Source organism: Lignipirellula cremea (genome assembly GCF_056501455.1).
Genome location: NZ_CM151415.1, coordinates 5,421,277 through 5,437,591, shown reverse-complemented (window position 1 = coordinate 5,437,591; position 16,315 = coordinate 5,421,277). Strand labels below are relative to the sequence as shown.

Genomic DNA, 16,315 nt, shown 5'->3' with positions numbered 1-16,315 from the left:
GGTCGAGCGAGGATCCGAGTCGCTCCGCATACCGGGGTGAGTCGGCCTGCGGGATTCGCGCTTCGGGGGGGCGACGGACGCTGCCACGTAGGAACGTCGCAGTCGTCGCCGCACATCGCTCGCCCGCGACCGATCGCGGGGTTGCCGGGAGGCTCTCAAACCTACAACCCGCTCCGGCGCGGGCGGATCGAACAATGGATTTCGACCCGATTTCAAGCCGGCATCTTGCCGACTCGTCGGAAGATCCGCTGCCCCTTTCCTGACGGCGATCAGTCTTCGCGATCGCTATCTCTTACCAGTAAGGCCTTCCAGGGGACGGCGGCTCCAGGCGAACAGGACCTTTCGGCGGAAGCGATCGAACGTTCGAAACGCTCGCTCCTTCTCGCACTCTTCGAGAAACGGAATGACTCGTTCAACGAACTTCGCAGGCGGACGTTTCGTCTTCGCGCTCGACGTCGCGCCGCGGTTATTGCTCTTCCTCTCGCTGTCGGCGTTCTTCGCGTTCGTCGGTTGCGGGGTGCGACCGGACGAACGAACGACGACCGTCGCGACCGAGCCTGATCCCCCGCCGAGCGAGGTCGAGCCCGACGCGTCGTCCACCGACGATGCGGGCGAGTGGCTCGCTCGCGCGCCGAAGGAGTCCTGGGACGCGATCTATCTCCCCGGCAAGCGGGGCGAGTCGAAGATCGGCTGGTCGCACACGTCGATCGAAACTACGCAGGAAAACGGCGAGACGTTCGTCGAAATCTCTCAAGAATCGCACCTGGAAGTGCTTCGCTATCGGGAGACCACGATCCAGTCGATCCTCTCGACGTCGCGTGAACTAGTTGACGGAACGTTCGTATCGGCGACCTGTCGCCTGACCAGCGACGGCGCCGTGACGCAGGCCACGAACCTTGAACGCGTCGAAGAGGGACTCAAGGTCGAACGGAGCGCAGGGGGCGCCGCGGATACCGCCGTGCTGCCGTTTCCGAAAGGGACGGCGGGCTACTACGGCATCGATCGCTCGCTCCTGTCGAAGCCGATGCAGCCGGGCGAGACGCGGACCATCCGCTACGTCGCCCCGGCGATCGATCAGGTCGTGGAAGCGACGCTCAGCGCGATCGAATACGAACCGACGTCCCTGCTGGAGGGTCGCGAGGAGAAGCTCCTTCGTATCGAAGCGACGCAGCGGATCGGAGCCGCCGCGTTCGAGTCGCGACTCTGGACGAACGAGTCGGGCGAGACGCTGAAGTCGTTCGAGCCGCTCGTCGGTCAGACCGTCTATCGCACGACGAAAGAGTTCGCCCAGGCCAAGACCGAACCGGTCGCCGTCGACCTGGGCCTCGATACGGTCGCGCCGGCGAGGCTCACGCGGATCGAGGATTTGACGCAGGCGATCTTCGACGTGAAGGTGGCGGGGAGCGACGCGGCGTCGATCTTTCCGCAGACGACCGGCCAGCGCGTGGAAGCCTTGCCGGGCGGAGGCGCAAGGATCTGGGTCGATCGAGTCCGACCCGGCATCGGCCCGAGCCCAGTCGCCGGAGGGAAGGGAGACGTCGCTCCGACCGAGGCCGATCTGGCGTCGAACGCCTATCTCCAGTCGGACGACCCGTCGGTGCAGGCCTTCGCCCGCTCGGCAGCGCCGGACGAAAAGGACCACTGGAAGATCGCGGTCGCTCTGGAGCAGGCCGTCCACGGCACGATCGAGAACAAGAACCTTTCGCAGTCGCTGCTTTCCGCGGCGGACGTCCTGAAACTGAAGGAGGGCGACTGCACCGAGCACGCGGTGCTGCTCGCGGCGGCTTTGCGATCGCGCGACATTCCCTCCCGAATCGCGATCGGCCTGACCTACGTGCCCGGACTGGGCGGCTTCGCGTACCACATGTGGACGGAAGCCTGGGTCGTCGACCGGTGGATTCCGCTGGACGCGACGACCGCCCGCGGCGGCGCCTCGGCCAGCTATCTGAAACTGGAAGATTCGTCGCTGGCCGGCGCGAGTCCGCTCTCGGCGTTTCTGCCGGCGATGCGGGTGCTGAACCGTCTGGAGGTCGAGACCTCGGGGATGACGTTCAGCGGGGACCCTCCCGCAGGCGGAAGCGGCGGCGCCGCGGCGGAAAAGCCCGCCCGACCGATCATCGGACCGGAGCCGCCCCCCCGAAACGAGGGCCGCTGAGCCGTGCCCATCGCCGCGACCGCGAGCGGAGAGTTCGAGATCGGCGGCGATTTTCGTTAAGATGACCAGTTGGCGGTCGAATGACTAGCGGAACGTGCCGCCGGCGGCATCTCGACGCGCCAGACGAAATCGACGGACGAGAAAGTTACGGGGAGACAGATGGCTATGGCCGATCAGGATCGCAAAGGAACACGCGTCACGTTCTTGGACCAGACCGGCGCCAAGAGCGTCGAGGCGGTCATCGCCGACGGCGTGAACGTCAAGCGGATCCTGCCCAACATCATCACGAAGATGAACCTTCCGATGATCGGGCCGGACGGCCAGCCGATGAGCTACAGCCTCGACCATAAGGAAGGGGGGAAGCGGCTGCGCGAAGACCAGACCCTTCCGCAGGCCTCGGTCGCGGACGGCGACCACCTGATCGTCTATCCTGAAATCGTCGCTGGCGCTGCGTGATTCTTACTGCGCCGGCTTTCCGACGACAGGATTTCGAGAACGATCGATGGTCGAGTCGCCCCGCATCCGCCGTTTGCGCTCCGACCTGAAGGTCCTGCAGGATCTGAAACGCGAGAGCGGCATCCTGGACTTCCTCGGTCACGGATCGCCGCCGGAGTTCTACACGATCCGCTTCGCCGGTCGGGGCCTCGCTCGTCAGGAAGAGACGGGAAAGATCTACGTCTCGACGACGCACGAAGTGACGATCGGCCTCGGCGCGAACTACCCGCGGATGCTGCCCGAGCTGCGATGGAAGACGCCGGTCTTTCATCCGAACATCTCGGCCAGCGGCGTCGTCTGCCTGGGGGGCTACGGCACGAACTGGGCGCCGTCGCTGACGCTGGACGAACTATGCGTGATGCTGTGGGACATGCTTCGTTACGCGAACTACGACACAGAGTCGCCCTACAACCGCGAAGCCGCGATCTGGACCCGCGAGCAGCGTGAGTACGCGTTCCCCGTCGATGCCCGGCCGCTGCGAGATCTGACCGCGGCAGGTCTGCGTCCGACGCCGCCGGCCAAGCAACCTGACGCAGTCGCTCCGCCGCCGACGAACGCGGCTAATGAACGTGATGACGACGAGATCGTATTTCTCGAACCGGCGACCCCTCGGACGGCGCGGGAAGCGACGCCGCAGGGCGAATCCGAGATTCTGTTTCTGGAGTGATGCGGAATTGAGCGGTAGCTGAGTCGTGTGTGCCATGCCCACGTCGCGAAGCAGCGTGGGCGTGTAAGGTTCGGCCGGCCCTTTACATGCCCACCCTTCCTTCGGAGATGTGGGCATGCCACCCAGAAATATCGAACCTGCGGAAAGACCATACGAAGGACGCCGTGCGATGACTTCCGCGACGCAATCGAAGCCGGCTCCTCTCCGCGATCCGGGACGTTGCCGGCGACTGGGCGAGATCGACCGGCGCTGCATCCCGACGTTCATCGCGGAGTCGACGCTCGACCGGATTCTCGATTTCTCCGACGACAACCTCGTCCAAGAGACGGGCGGCTTTCTGCTGGGCGAACGCTACGCCGATAACCAGGACTACGTCGAAATCGTCGAGTTCCTGCCGGCGAGCGCGGTTGACTCCCACCGCGCGTCGCTCAAGTTCACGCACGAAACCTGGTCGCAGGCGCGGAAGTCCATCGACGCGAAGTTCCCCGAGCTCCGGATCGTCGGCTGGCATCACACGCACCCGGGCCTCGGCATCTTCCTGTCGGAGTACGACCGGTTCATTCATCGCAACTTCTTCCCCGAGCCCTGGCAGGTCGCGATGGTCGTCGATCCGCGAAGCCAGGACTTCGGCCTGTTCCAGTGGCGCGGCGACGAACTCTATAACGGCGGCTTCTGGTGCTTCCGGGACAACGACCGAGCGTCGAGCGAAGCGCCGTCCGCTCAACCTGTTTTGAAGGGTGGACCGGATTGACTAGCAATCCGGTCCGCCCGGAATCCTCCTCGTCGACTTCAGTTAGAGATCTTCTCCTTTCAACCCTCTGCCGGAGCCCCCTGCCCTGCTGATGGATGCATCGCCTCTCTATCTCACGGAAGACGATCGGTACGAGCGCTTTCGCCTGATCGCCTGGTGGGATCAGGAGAAGCTTGCGCGGGCGAAGATTCTGGTCGTCGGCGCCGGCGCCCTCGGGAACGAAGCGCTGAAGAATCTCGCCCTGCTCGGCGTCGGCAATATCTACGTCATCGACTTCGACGAGATCGAAGCTTCGAACCTGACGCGGTCGGTGCTCTTCCGCCGCCGCGACGTCGGCAAGTCGAAGGCCGCCGCCGCGGTCGACGCGCTCCGCGATCTGAATCCGGAGGTCAACGTCGTCGGCTGGCGCGGCAACGTCCTGACCGACCTGGGGCTGGGCCTGTTTCAGGAGATGGACGCCGTCATCGGCTGCTTGGACAATCGCGAGGCCCGGCTGTGGGTCAATCGCTGCTGCTGGAAGGTCGGTACGCCCTGGATCGACGGCGGCATCCAGGTCATCGACGGCGTGATCAAGGTCTTCAAGCCGGGTGCCGGAAATCCCTGCTACGAATGCGGGATGAGCGACGCCGATTACCGCTTGATCAACCTGCGATACAGCTGCCCCCTGCTCCGTCGGGAGGACATTCTGGCGGGCAAGGTGCCGACGGCTCCGACGATCTCTTCCGTGATCGCCGGCCTGCAGGTGCAGGAGGCGCTGAAGGTCGTTCACGGCATGCCGAGCGAGGCGGGCGCTGCCTACGTCTTCAACGGCGTCTCGAATCAGTTCTACAAGACGGTCTATCCCTATAAGGAAGACTGCCTGTCGCACGAAACGTATCCGACGCCCGTTGCGGTCCCCCTTTCGACGGATGCGACGGCGGAGCAGCTCTTCGCGCAAGTCGCCGAACTGTCGAAGACGCAATTGCCCCAGGATGCGACGGCGACGTTTCCGACGATGCGGCTGAATCTGGATCGCGATCTGGTCGTCGCGCTTTCCGATCCGGCCAGCGGTTATCGTAAAGAGGTCTTTCAGCCGATTCAGAAGGTCGGCATCGATGCCGCGACCATCGGCGAAGGCGTCGTCGCGCGGCCCGAGTTGATTCATCACGTCGACGCCGGGACGGACCTGGCTCGGCGGAGCCTCGCGGAGCTCGGCATCCCTCCTTTCGATATCGTCCGCGTCGCGACGCCTCAAGGCACTTGGTTCCTCCGTCTGGAGGCCGACCGCGAAAAGGTGTTCGGCGGCGCGGTCTCTTCATCCTCTTCCTGACGACGCCTCGCAGTTACCGGCGAGGCAGCTTACAGGGCGCGTCTCGCGAAACTGGAGCGGTCCGTACGCAATTTCTGCGCTGATTCGAAACGCCGGGAACGACACCGGTCCGTGCAACTGGCGCCATGTCCGATTTCGAAATCGAATTCGGCGACGTCGAAGAGACGCGTCCCGATAAGGCGCTTCGCCCTGACGAAGACGGTCGGTACGCGGTCGCGCTCTATGGGCAGCCGCTGGAGAACGAACTGACGGTCTACGTCGATCTGGACGTGCTCCGCGACATGGAGGAGCACGCCCTGTCCGACACGACGGTCGAGCTCGGCGGCGTCATGCTGGGCGGGCAGCGCGCCGACGCGGAGGGGCGGCCCTTCGTCGTCGTGGAAGAGTCGCTGCGAGCGCGGCACTACGAAGCGACCAAGGGGAGCTTCAAGTTCACGCACGACACGTGGGAGCGAATCTCCCGCGAGCGCGAAGCCTTCCCGGAAGATCTCGCCATGGTCGGGTGGTACCACACCCATCCCGACTGGGGCGTGTTTCTGTCCGGGATGGACATGTTCATATGCGACAACTTCTTCAACCGTCCGCTCGACGTGGCGCTGGTTATCGACCCGTGCCGTCGCGACCGGGGTTGGTTTTTCTGGACGAACCAGTCCGACCGCATTCGCCGGGCGGGCGGGTTCGTCGTTTACGCGTCGCGGCATCGTCGCGACGAGCTCGAATCGTTCGTCAGTTCGCTCGAGGAGGAGGGCTCCATGCCCGCGACTCGTTTCCCGCAGATGGCCGATTCGACGCGCGGCGGCTCGTCGCCGGTCATCGTCGTTCCGGAGAGTCGATCCGCCGGATGGCAGGGTCCGTTCCTCGCGGCGGCGCTCTGCATCCAGACGCTCGCGCTGATTCTCTTCGCGTACGCCGCGATCGGGCCGGGGCTCGGCGGCGCGGCGCCCTCCGAAGAGAACGAGGAGACGATGGCCCGGCTGTCGCGCATCGAAGAGCGACTGATGGACGCCGAGGAGAGCCGCCGCGAAGCGCGGGCGAGCGAGATCGAACTGCGAATCGCGCAGGCGAAGCTCGATCTGGTCGATCGGTTCGCCGCCGGGGAACTCGGTCCGGCCGATCTCGCGACGCGAACGGCCGCCGCGGAGGAGACCGCGAGGCAACTCGCCGATACGGTCGACGCCTTTCGCGCGGAGCGGAATCAGATGGAGGCCACGATCGGTTCGCTGACGAGCGAATTGACCAAGACGCAGATCGAGCGAAAGAACCTGGTCGACGCGTCGGCGAAACTTCGCGAAGAACGGGACGCGGCCCGGACCTCCCTGGCGAAGTACGAGAAGCCGAAGAAAAAGGCGACGCCGAGCGAAAAGGAGACCGAAGAGGGGGGGCTGGTCGGCTGGGCGAAGGAGAATGTCCTGTGGCTGACCGTTTCGATCGCTTTCGCTCTGCTTCTGGTCGGCGGAACTGTCGCCCTGCTGCAATACCGGGGCGAAGCGAGCGAAGACGAAGCGGGGAATGGTCGAAACGCGGGAGAGGACGATCCATCGGACGATCGCCCCGACTCGACTTCGCGTTCGCCGTTCGAATGATGATGCAGGGCGTTTCTCAGCCTCGCCCCGATGCGTTGCCTGCTCCGGTTGGTCCTGAACGAGGTCCTGGTTATATGTCCGGCGTCGACGATCGCACGCGACTGCTCGAAGAGACCGGCCGTCGGCTGGACGAGGTCGCCAGTCGCGGCGACATCCTGGATATTTCGCGCGACTCCGGTCGCCCCGACGTCTTTCTGCTGACGTTTCGGGGGAAGGGGCTCGCTCCGTCGCTGACCGCGGGGGAGAAATTCGTCGAGGGAAACGAGTGGCGCTGCGAGCTTCGGTTTCCGTTTCGCTACCCGGAGCGTCCGCCGGAGGTTCGCTGGCGGACCGAGATCTACCATCCCAACGTCCCGCTGTCAGGCTGGATGTCGATGGACGATCTGGGCATGACCTGGTCGCCCGACGCGCCGCTCGATTCGCTGTGCGAACGCTTGTGGGATCTGGTGCGCTACGCTTACGTCGATCTCGATCAGACGGCCAACTTCAACGCGCGGGAATGGTACGCGAGCCAGACGCCGGGCGACTTTCCGCTCGACGCGCGAACGCTCTCCGTGGCCGCGAAGCGGAAGCATGACAACGTGATCCACTATCGCCGCGTCGCGGAGCGAACCGATCGGGGAGCCTCGCGGATCGTGGAGCCCCTTCCGCCGTCGCGTGCCGGGTCGAGCGTGGTACCGGCGCCTGCAGAGGCGGAGGTGACTTTCCTGGGGGACGTGTCGGCGCCCGCTCGTTCTCGACCCGCTGTCGAAGCGCCTTCCCCGGTCAGCGCGGCGGCGCGCTGGAGGGAAGCATCGACCGATCGGGCTTCCTCTCCGGCACGTGAGCGGGAGGGGAATTCGGCGGGCGTCGAGAGCGGCACGCGAATCTTCGAGATCCGCGACGCCGAGCATGGCGAATCCGAACCCCGTGACGCAGAAGCGGAGAAGCGGGAAAGCGCGGTGCCGCTGAACCCGCGGCGAAGTCCGGCGCTCCGTCCCCTGCCCCCGCCGGTTCCGGACGAAGGCATCGTGTTTCTCGAATAGACCGCAGGATGGGCGAGTCGTCCGGCATGGAATGCATCGGAATCCTGATCGTTTTCGCGCTGGTCGTGATCGTTGCGGTCGCGATCGCGATGGCGGCGTCGTCGAATAACTCGCCGGCGAAGACGGTCTACGAACGCGTCGCCGCTCGCTTCGGGGCGGTGCGCGTCGCGGGGACGACGGGGCGCCAAGTCCAACTGAAGTTCAAGTACCGCGACGAGGAGGTGCGGGTCTTCGCCGGCGGTTCGACGAGTCGGCACTGGATCCAGGCGTCGCTCCCCTGGGCCGATCCGGCGACGTCGTTCGAGTTCGCACAGCGCGGCGCGTCGCCGTCGGCGGAGCTGGCGAACGCTCCGCTCGTGCCGCTGCCGGGCGAGTGGAACCGTTACTACACGCTTCGCGCGACCGACGTCGACGCGGCGAAGCGCTTCCTGTCGGCGGCCGTCCTGTGGAGAGTTCGGGAACTCGACCAGGCGATCGAGGGCATCTCCCAGATCACGATTCACCGCGGCACGTTCACCGTCGCGAAGACGAACTTCGCGTTGAACGTCGATCGGGTCGACCGGTTCCTGCGGATCGTCCTGCAGACGTACGACCTGACGTCGCTGATCGACGCGAAGGGGATCGAATTCGTCGATGACGGCGCGGAGATCAAACTCGACGACGCCAAGTGCGGCGTCTGCGGCGACAAGACGATCGGCGGCATCGTCCTGTGCTCGCGCTGCAAGACGCCCCACCACAAGGAGTGCTGGGAATATATGGGAGGCTGCTCGCTCTACGCCTGCGGCGGCAAATCCTGGATCACGCCCGAGCAGGCGGGCGCGAAGCGAGGCGGTCCTTCGCCCGCGAAGTGAGGGGGCGAGCGTCGCGCGTTTGCCCGTCTGTGTGCCATGCCCACGTCGCGCTAGCAGCGTGGGCATGTTCGGGGGAGGCTACCTCGCAGTCTCTCCTCGACCTGATGGCCGGCCGTCAGCATGCCCACCCTTCCTTCGGGGATGTGGGCATGGCACACGAACGACCCCGCGATCCGTCCGGCCGTCAACACGAATAGAGATGGAGCGCGACGTCGAACAGAAGCGGGTCGATCGCCCGCTCCTGGATCGTGTGCGGCGGATCCCACTCGAACCACTCAAAGCCGACGTGCTCGGTCAGCGTCGGCTCGAATTCCTGCTCGACCCAGCCGAGAAACAGGTCGAGTCGCTTGCGGGCTTGGCCGTCGCGGCGCGTCTGCACGTCGTATTCGACCGTGTGCAGAAAGTTCGGCTCGATTTCGATCTGCGCGCGGGAGATGCCCGTTTCTTCCTCGGTTTCCCGGAGCGCGCATTCGAGCGTCATTTCGCCCGGCTCGCGGTGTCCCTTCGGCACGTCCCACCGGTCGACGTGTCGCATCAACAGGAATCGCTTCGGCTTCCGCGTCATGAGCAGGAAGCCGGAAGCGAAGACCGTGGGTTCGGCATCGGAAGCGGAATCAGTCGACACTCGGCGGGCTCGCTATCAGGAACGAGAGAGTTGCGTTAGTCTGACCGCGTCGACGACGACCCCGAAAGACGCGCGACGCACGCGCTGCGACTCATGGCGAAAATCTACACGCGAACCGGCGACGACGGAACGACGGGCCTCTTCGGCGGTCCGCGCGTCCGGAAGAACGATCTGCGCGTCGCGGCCTACGGCGACGTCGACGAACTGAATTCGCATCTGGGCGTGATTCTCGCGGGCGAGCTTCCCGAGACGCTTCGGTCGATGCTGACCCAGCTTCAGCACGAGTTGTTCGACCTGGGGGGAGAACTCGCCTCGCCCGATCCTGTTGAGATGGGCACGCGAACGCTGGGTCGATCGCAAGTCGAACGGCTGGAACGCCAGATCGACGAACTCTCCGACGCCGTGCCGCCGCTGCGGCAGTTCGTGCTGCCCGGCGGATCGCTCGCCGCCGCGAGGCTGCATGTCGCAAGAACGGTCTGCCGCCGGGCGGAGCGAACGCTGCTCTCGCTGATCGAGGCCGCTCCCGGACAGATCGGACCCGCTCCGCTGGTCTTTTTGAACCGTCTGAGCGACTGGCTGTTCGTCGCGGCCCGATTCGCCAACTTTTCGAGCGGCGTCCCGGACGTCGCCTGGAAACCGACCGTTCGCACGGAAGGAGCGGAATAAGCGGCGCCGACAGCGCCCTGCAACGCCGCCGGGGAAGCCGCTCGACTACCGGCTTTCGGTCGAGGCGCTAGGATTGAGGGTATGCGCAGGTCGCAGCCGTTTGTCCGAGTAGCTATTCGAACGGACGGCGTTCCGCGGCCCCAGCTACCCGCGGGACAAGCTCGCCGGCCTGCTTTCGCGTCGGCGGGCCCCCTCTCCCTCTCGTTGCAGCCATGAAGAAAGTCGAAGCGATCATCCGCCATTTCAAACTCGAGGACGTGAAGAGCGCCCTGACGGAGAAAGGGATCGAGGGGATGACGATCTCCGAGGTCCGCGGATTCGGACGTCAGAAGGGTCATACGGAGATGTACCGCGGCACCGAGTATGCGGTCGACTTCGTCCCCAAGGTGAAGGTCGAGGTCGTCTGTTCGGACGACGCGCTGTCGTCCGTGATCGACACGATCCTGCGCACGGCCCAGACGGGGCAGATCGGCGACGGGAAGATCTTCGTCACCGATCTGGCCAATACGATCCGCATCCGCACCGGCGAGTCGGGCGAAGACGCGATTTAAGCAGGGGCAGTTCGAACCGAACATGCCCAAGCTGCTGCGCGACGTGGGCATGGCACACGGCGAAGCGCGATCTGACGACGACTCCCCGTCCTGAGACGGACGCCCACGGAGGTTTTTCGGTTTGGCGACTTCTCCCCGGATCCATCCCGCCGCGACGCACGTTCGCGCGATGATGCTCGAAGGCCGCGCGAAAGCGCGAGCTTTCCACGATCGGGAGAAGGTGCCCGGCGTGCAGGTTTGCGCTCAGATCGCCGAACTGCTCGATCGGGCGACGCTCTACCTGCTGGATGCCGCGCTCGACGACCTGCGGCTCGGGAATCGCAAGCTGCTGCTCGACAACATCGCGCTGGTGCCGCACGGCGGTTACGGTCGCCGCGAGACGGCGCCCTATTCCGACGTCGACCTGATGCTGCTGTATACCCGGACGGTCGCGAACCAGATTCAGCCGCTCGCCCGGCTGCTGACGATGCTCTTCTCCGACAGCGTGCTGACGCTGGGGCTGTCGGTCCGAACGCTCTCCGACGTCAGTTCCTTCGCGCGCTCGGACGCGACGGTCTTCACGTCGCTGGCCGAGTCGCGACTTCTCGCAGGCAACAAGGGGCTCTTCACCCGTTATTTCGGATCGTTCCGTCGCCTGGCGATGGGCCGCAGCCGCAAGCTGATCGAGAATTTCGAATCGGCGCGCCTGGAAGAGCGGATGAAGTACGGCGACACGCCCTATCTGCTGCGTCCCAACGTGAAGCGATCGAGCGGGGGCCTCCGCGACATCCAGATGGTTCGCTGGATCGGCTTCGCCAAGTACGGCGAGAACGAGATCGACGCCCTGCATCGCGCCGGCGTGCTGACGACGCATGATCGGAATCTGCTTCGCGACGCGCGCGACTTTCTGCTGCACGTCCGGAACGAGCTCCACTTTCAGGCCGGGAAGTCGGCGGACGTCCTGGAGAAGCACGAGCAGGTCCGCATCGCGAAGAAATTCGGATTCGAGACGACCGAGGCGCTGCATAGCGTCGAGGGCTTCATGCGGGAGTACTTCCGCCACACGAGCAGCGTGCAGGAGATCGTCAGCAACTTCGCCGCGACCGCGAAGCAGCGCTCGCCTCTCTTCAGCTTTTTCAGCGACGCCGTCTCGCGCCCTATCGGAGAACGGTTTCTCATCGGGCCGTACCACATCGGCGTGCGGCCGAGAGATCTGCCCCGGGTGAAGCGGGACCTGTGCGAGGTTCTGAAACTGCTCGACTTCGCCAACCGCACCAATCGCCGCATCGAACATGGCGCCTGGAATGCGATTCGCGAGGCCCTGACCGACGAGCGGCAGGAAGTCGAAGTGACCGACGAAGCCAGGCAACTCTTCCTGCAGTTGCTGTCCGAGCCGGGCGACCTGGGCCGGCTGCTGCGACGATTGCACGAGATCCGCGCGCTCGAAAAACTCGTCCCTGCGGTCGAGCACGCACGCAACCTGGTGCAGTTCAACGAGTACCACAAATTCACCGTCGACGAGCACTCGATCCTGGCCGTGCAGGCGGCGACGAACTTCCGCTTCGACGACGACATTCTGGGGGAACGCTATCGCGACACCCAGGACAAGACGCTCCTGCATCTGGCGCTGCTGCTGCACGATCTGGGGAAAGGTTTCCCTGACGACCATTCGATCGTCGGCGAACGCCTCGCCGGCGAGACCGCGGATCTGTTTCGCCTTTCCGAAGGGCGAAAGGAGACGCTCATGTTTCTCGTGCGGCAGCATCTGGCCATGTCGCACCTGGCGCAGTTCCGCAACATCGACGATCCCGAAGTGGTCGTGCCGTTCGCGGCGGAATGCGGTACGCCCGATCGACTCAAGATGTTGTTCGTGCTCACCTGCGCCGACATGCAGGCGGTCGGCCCGGGCGTGCTGAACGAATTCAAACGTTCGCTGCTGACGACGCTCTACTTCCGGGCGAACGAGTATCTCGCAGGCGAGTTCGAGTTCGGCGAGAGCAAGGCGCTCGAAGAGCGCAAGGCGACGCTGCTCGCCGCGGCGCTGAAGCAGGTCGAAGCGACGCCTCGGCTAAGCGAAGCGGAACGCGAACGCCTGACCGCCTGGTGGAAAGCCCAGACGGACGTCGTCCCTCGGAGCATGCTCGTCGCGGCGACGGACGAAGAGGTTCTGGCGGAACTCGCCGCGCTACAGGATCTCAAGCGCGACGAGGTTCGCCTGTGGTCGCGTCACAGCGAGACGCGGAACGCGACCGAGATCGCGATCGGCGTCTACGAGTCGATCACGCAGGGGCTCTTCTACAAACTGACCGGAGCCTTGGCGAGCGAACGACTGGAGATTCTCGGCGCGGACATTAACACGCTGGCCGACGGCCTGGCGCTCGACCGCTTTTACGTGCGGGACCTCAACTCGAACGGAGAGTTCACCAAGCAGCGGGAAGAGAAGCTACGCAAGCGAGTGATGGATGCGCTGACCGATCCCGCCGAGAAGCCGCCGTCGTTCCCGAAGTTCTGGGGGACCACCGCGCCGGCGCCGACGGAACTGGAGCCCGAAGAAGAGGTCCACAGCGACAATAACTCGTCGTCGCGGTACACCGTGCTGGACGTCTTCGCCCGCGACCGGTCGGGGCTGCTGTACGAGATCGCGCGCGAGATCTGGCGCCTGGGCCTGTCGGTGCGGATGGCCAAGATCGGGACGCATCTCGACCAGGTGGTCGACGTCTTCTACGTCCTCGATCGGGCGACCGACGGCAAGATCGAAGATCCCGAACGCCTGGAGCAGATCTGCGAGAGCCTGCTTCAGGTCGTCAGGACGCCGAAGCCCGCCTCGACCGGCGATCGCGTCGGTTCGGCCTGAATCCGACGTGTCGTTCGCGACCGCCTGACGACTCACATGTCGTAGGCGAACGGACAGGGCGGAAGCTGCTTGATCACGTCGGGGTGGATCCCCTTCAGATAGACGTAGTTGTCCGTGATCTTCTGGATCTTGAACATCCGCGGCACGATGGAGACGTAGAAGAGCGACGCGATGAACGTCACGATCGAGCCGAAGAACAGGACCAACGCCAGCGGATGCGGGTCGGGATCGGTCTGCCCCATCCAGACGATGCCGCCGATGAACGCGGCGACGCTCAAGATCATCGCCGTCGATCCGATGGCGATGTGTATCCGGCGACGCTTCTTGAATTCGGGCAGCACGGCGACGTCGATGTGCGCCGTCTTCGTGAAGATCGCCGCCAGGATGATGTAGATCAGCAGCGCGACGAGGATCATGATGGAGATCCACGGCGGATGCCAGCTCAGCTTCTGCTTGAAGCGACTTCCTCCGGCAGGTTTGCCGCTCTTCAGGCAGATGTCCGGGAAGACGGCTGCCTTGTGAAAAATCATCGTCTCGCCGCGAGACCAGATGCCGATCGGCACGGCAGGGTTGTACTGCGGCGCCGGCGCCGGCGAGTTGGCCGCCGAGGTCAGATCGGCGTAAGGATTCTGCTGGCGGGGGTCGTGGACAGGATGCTGCTGCGTCGACACGATCGGGCGCTCCTCGGAAGCTGCGAGGATGCCGCCTGCGGCGGCAAGACGAGAGGGCCCGGATTATAGCGCCCGTTCGAATCGTTCTGGGCGATGCGTCCGGCGCCATTTCGATGCGCGTCGCTCAGGGCGCGCATCGCTCAGGAACCCGACCGGCAGCGTCGGTTCCGCAGCGTCAGACGCCGATCATTCCGCGGCGGGAGAGATCGCGCTGCGAGAAAGCGCGGCCGCGAATTCGGGCGCGTCGCGAACGGGGTCGAAATCGGCTTCGCTCGGAACGAGTTCGCGAAACCGTTCGTCGAGCGCGATCGCCGAGGCGAGAAAACGCACCGCCAGTCTGACGTTCCTCGCCAGGCTCCAGTAGCAGGCGAGGTTGTAGTGAACGGTCGGCTCTTCGTGCGCGACCGTCATCGCCGATTCGAGCGCCTCAATCGCCAGATCGAGTTGGTTCGTGCGCTTGCAGCACCAGCCGAGCGCCAGATAGATCCGAACGTCGTCGGGATCGCGTTCGAGGGCCCGGCGCAGATGGCTGATCGCCTCGTCGTAACGTTCCAGTTGCCGGCAGATCTCGCCCTGCAGGTAGGGGGCGGCGGCGTCCGACTTGCCGATCCGTCCGACCCGATCGAGGGGCTTCAAAATCGCCAGCGCTCGTTCGAGCAGCGGGCGACGCGTCTCGAGGTCCAGGCGGAGTTTCTGATCGTCGAGCGACAGAAGCTCGAGATAGCCCTCGGCCTCGCGAAGCAGGAACTTGTGGCGGAGACGCTGGAGATTGGCCACGAGAGCGACTCGCGTTGGCGATGCGGCAGATCGATCGGGCGAATCAGGTCGCTCCTGCTCTGCTCCCGAAGGAACCGAACGGGGCGAACCAACTCGGTTCGCCGTCCGCATCCGAGCGGCGCGGCGACCACGACGTCATTCTAATTCCGGGGCCACCGCCGCCCAAGGCGGAGGCGACGCGGATCTGCCGGTCGCCGCAGGCGACAGCGGTCGCGCGTCCGCTGCCGTATATCGGCGCTTCGCCCGCACATTCGCTACGAAAAGCGCCGGCGAAATATTCGGTCGGACGGTCGTAAGCTCTTGCAGCACGTGACGATGCCGCGATTCGAAAAGTTTCAGCTCAGCCGCTCGCGCCGCACAGCAGCGTCGGTCGCCAGCGCCCGGCACGCCGGGAGAAATGCGATTTCGTCGACTCAGCCCACCACCGAATGAGCGTCGCGAATCGACTCTTTCAGTCCGCGAATCGGACTGGACAGGTTGAGCAGCGGCGCGAACTTCTCGAACTGCTCGTCGACCGAGGCGAACAGGGCGGGCAGTTCCTTCTCGTTCCCGCCGACCCGTTCGAAAGTCTCGACGAACTTCCCTGCTTCCGGCCAGCGGTTGTCCTTGGACGCAGGGAGCAGCGAGGAGAGCGCGACCGTCACGTCGGCATCCGCTGCGGCGCCGGCGATGCGATCGTCGAACTGGAGGTGCTTTTCGATCAGCGTGGCGAATCGTTCCGGCAGATGCCACTGACGCGCCAGGATGCCGGCTGCGGAGGCGTGATTCCAGCCGAACTTGGCCTCTTCGAGGTCCGACAGACGGGCGCTCCCGTGCTGACGGCGTTCGAGCAGATCGCCGTATTCCTTCGGAAGCTGGCTCGCGAGCAGCGGAATGGCCATGTCCTGGAGGAGCGCCGCGGTGAAGACGTCCTCCGAATCGTTCTTACCCAGGTGCTTCCCGAGCGAACGGGCGAAGAGACCCCGGCGAAGCGAATCCTGCCACAACGACCGGACATCGAACGGGCCGCACTTCGGCTTCGGCGAGATGCCGAAGACCGCCGACCAGAGGACGAAGTTCTTCACCGCCCGCGTGCCGACCAGCGACAGGGCGTGGCGGACGCTGGAAATTTCGCGGGAAAACCCGAAGTAGGAAGAGTTTACGAAGCGCAGCACCTGCGTCGACAGGCCCGGGTCCGCTTCGATCGGGAGAGCGTATTCGACCGGCCCGTTCTCCGGGTCCTGAGCCAGTTCCAGCAGCCGCACGGCGCTTTGAGGAAGCGCGGGGATCTGGGCGGTGGCGAACAGAGATTGCAGCGAACCGTGAGCGGGGGCGGACATGCCGGAACATCCGTTCGAGAACGAAGAGGTCGCGGCA

At 64.9% G+C, this 16,315-nt stretch carries 15 protein-coding genes; 11 read left to right on the top strand and 4 right to left on the bottom strand.

The window, feature by feature from the left end; all coding sequences use genetic code 11:
• The first annotated feature begins 403 nt into the window (after window positions 1-403).
• The 8 genes from SH602x_RS21275 to SH602x_RS21240 all read left to right on the top strand — a co-directional run bounded on the left by SH602x_RS21275 (window position 404) and on the right by SH602x_RS21240 (window position 8,836).
• Entirely contained in the window at window positions 404-2,155 is a 1,752-nt protein-coding gene (locus tag SH602x_RS21275; RefSeq protein WP_479474202.1) for a transglutaminase-like domain-containing protein, read from the top strand.
• A 159-nt stretch (window positions 2,156-2,314) separates the two neighbouring features.
• The gene (locus SH602x_RS21270; RefSeq protein WP_479471096.1) at window positions 2,315-2,611 is read left to right on the top strand and encodes an EsaB/YukD family protein; all 297 of its coding nucleotides are present in this window, start codon (window positions 2,315-2,317) and stop codon (window positions 2,609-2,611) included.
• 46 nt (window positions 2,612-2,657) lie between these two features.
• The gene (locus SH602x_RS21265) at window positions 2,658-3,317 is read left to right on the top strand and encodes a ubiquitin-conjugating enzyme E2 (RefSeq protein WP_479474201.1); all 660 of its coding nucleotides are present in this window, start codon (window positions 2,658-2,660) and stop codon (window positions 3,315-3,317) included.
• A gap of 169 nt (window positions 3,318-3,486) precedes the next feature.
• Entirely contained in the window at window positions 3,487-4,068 is a 582-nt protein-coding gene (locus SH602x_RS21260) for a M67 family metallopeptidase (RefSeq protein ID WP_479474200.1), read from the top strand.
• Window positions 4,069-4,159: 91 nt separating this feature from the next.
• Window positions 4,160-5,377 (top strand): HesA/MoeB/ThiF family protein, encoded by a 1,218-nt coding sequence (locus tag SH602x_RS21255; RefSeq protein ID WP_479474199.1) that lies wholly within the window; start codon window positions 4,160-4,162, stop codon window positions 5,375-5,377.
• Window positions 5,378-5,502: 125 nt separating this feature from the next.
• Window positions 5,503-6,960, top strand: coding sequence for a M67 family metallopeptidase (locus SH602x_RS21250; RefSeq protein ID WP_479474198.1), 1,458 nt, complete (start codon window positions 5,503-5,505; stop codon window positions 6,958-6,960).
• Between the two features lie 74 nt (window positions 6,961-7,034).
• A complete protein-coding gene (locus SH602x_RS21245; RefSeq protein WP_479474197.1) occupies window positions 7,035-7,985 on the top strand; it encodes a ubiquitin-conjugating enzyme E2 in 951 nt (316 codons plus the stop codon).
• Between the two features lie 8 nt (window positions 7,986-7,993).
• Complete coding sequence (locus SH602x_RS21240; protein ID WP_479471102.1) at window positions 7,994-8,836, top strand: RING finger protein; 843 nt, start codon at window positions 7,994-7,996, stop codon at window positions 8,834-8,836.
• A gap of 184 nt (window positions 8,837-9,020) precedes the next feature.
• On the opposite strand, the gene SH602x_RS21235 is transcribed toward SH602x_RS21240, so the two are convergent.
• Window positions 9,021-9,461: an NUDIX domain-containing protein gene (locus tag SH602x_RS21235; protein WP_479474196.1), complete on the bottom strand. Its 441-nt coding sequence runs from the start codon at window positions 9,459-9,461 to the stop codon at window positions 9,021-9,023.
• A gap of 93 nt (window positions 9,462-9,554) precedes the next feature.
• Here SH602x_RS21235 and SH602x_RS21230 point away from each other — a divergent pair, with 93 nt between their 5' ends.
• The 3 genes from SH602x_RS21230 (at window position 9,555) to glnD (ending at window position 13,511) form a co-directional block, all read left to right on the top strand.
• Window positions 9,555-10,127, top strand: coding sequence for a cob(I)yrinic acid a,c-diamide adenosyltransferase (locus tag SH602x_RS21230; RefSeq protein ID WP_479474195.1), 573 nt, complete (start codon window positions 9,555-9,557; stop codon window positions 10,125-10,127).
• Between the two features lie 212 nt (window positions 10,128-10,339).
• A complete protein-coding gene (locus tag SH602x_RS21225) occupies window positions 10,340-10,678 on the top strand; it encodes a P-II family nitrogen regulator (protein ID WP_479471105.1) in 339 nt (112 codons plus the stop codon).
• Window positions 10,679-10,799: 121 nt separating this feature from the next.
• A complete protein-coding gene (glnD, locus tag SH602x_RS21220) occupies window positions 10,800-13,511 on the top strand; it encodes a [protein-PII] uridylyltransferase (RefSeq protein ID WP_479474194.1) in 2,712 nt (903 codons plus the stop codon).
• A gap of 32 nt (window positions 13,512-13,543) precedes the next feature.
• Here glnD and SH602x_RS21215 read toward each other — a convergent pair whose 3' ends face one another.
• The 3 genes from SH602x_RS21215 to SH602x_RS21205 all read right to left on the bottom strand — a co-directional run bounded on the left by SH602x_RS21215 (window position 13,544) and on the right by SH602x_RS21205 (window position 16,278).
• On the bottom strand, window positions 13,544-14,182 hold the full coding sequence (locus SH602x_RS21215; RefSeq protein ID WP_479474193.1) for a hypothetical protein: 639 nt from the start codon (window positions 14,180-14,182) through the stop codon (window positions 13,544-13,546).
• Window positions 14,183-14,368: 186 nt separating this feature from the next.
• The gene (locus SH602x_RS21210; protein ID WP_479474192.1) at window positions 14,369-14,959 is read right to left on the bottom strand and encodes a TPR end-of-group domain-containing protein; all 591 of its coding nucleotides are present in this window, start codon (window positions 14,957-14,959) and stop codon (window positions 14,369-14,371) included.
• Between the two features lie 413 nt (window positions 14,960-15,372).
• On the bottom strand, window positions 15,373-16,278 hold the full coding sequence (locus SH602x_RS21205) for an HDOD domain-containing protein (RefSeq protein ID WP_479471109.1): 906 nt from the start codon (window positions 16,276-16,278) through the stop codon (window positions 15,373-15,375).
• Between the last annotated feature and the right edge of the window lie 37 nt (window positions 16,279-16,315).

Bases quoted from the DNA above. Each gene is read 5' to 3' on its own strand.
- SH602x_RS21275 (WP_479474202.1), top strand. From the start codon at position 404: ATGACTCGTTCAACGAACTTCGCAGGCGGACGTTTCGTCTTCGCGCTC.
- SH602x_RS21270 (WP_479471096.1), top strand. From the start codon at position 2,315: ATGGCTATGGCCGATCAGGATCGCAAAGGAACACGCGTCACGTTCTTG.
- SH602x_RS21265 (WP_479474201.1), top strand. From the start codon at position 2,658: ATGGTCGAGTCGCCCCGCATCCGCCGTTTGCGCTCCGACCTGAAGGTC.
- SH602x_RS21260 (WP_479474200.1), top strand. From the start codon at position 3,487: ATGACTTCCGCGACGCAATCGAAGCCGGCTCCTCTCCGCGATCCGGGA.
- SH602x_RS21255 (WP_479474199.1), top strand. From the start codon at position 4,160: ATGGATGCATCGCCTCTCTATCTCACGGAAGACGATCGGTACGAGCGC.
- SH602x_RS21250 (WP_479474198.1), top strand. From the start codon at position 5,503: ATGTCCGATTTCGAAATCGAATTCGGCGACGTCGAAGAGACGCGTCCC.
- SH602x_RS21245 (WP_479474197.1), top strand. From the start codon at position 7,035: ATGTCCGGCGTCGACGATCGCACGCGACTGCTCGAAGAGACCGGCCGT.
- SH602x_RS21240 (WP_479471102.1), top strand. From the start codon at position 7,994: ATGGGCGAGTCGTCCGGCATGGAATGCATCGGAATCCTGATCGTTTTC.
- SH602x_RS21230 (WP_479474195.1), top strand. From the start codon at position 9,555: ATGGCGAAAATCTACACGCGAACCGGCGACGACGGAACGACGGGCCTC.
- SH602x_RS21225 (WP_479471105.1), top strand. From the start codon at position 10,340: ATGAAGAAAGTCGAAGCGATCATCCGCCATTTCAAACTCGAGGACGTG.
- SH602x_RS21205 (WP_479471109.1), bottom strand. From the start codon at position 16,278: ATGTCCGCCCCCGCTCACGGTTCGCTGCAATCTCTGTTCGCCACCGCC.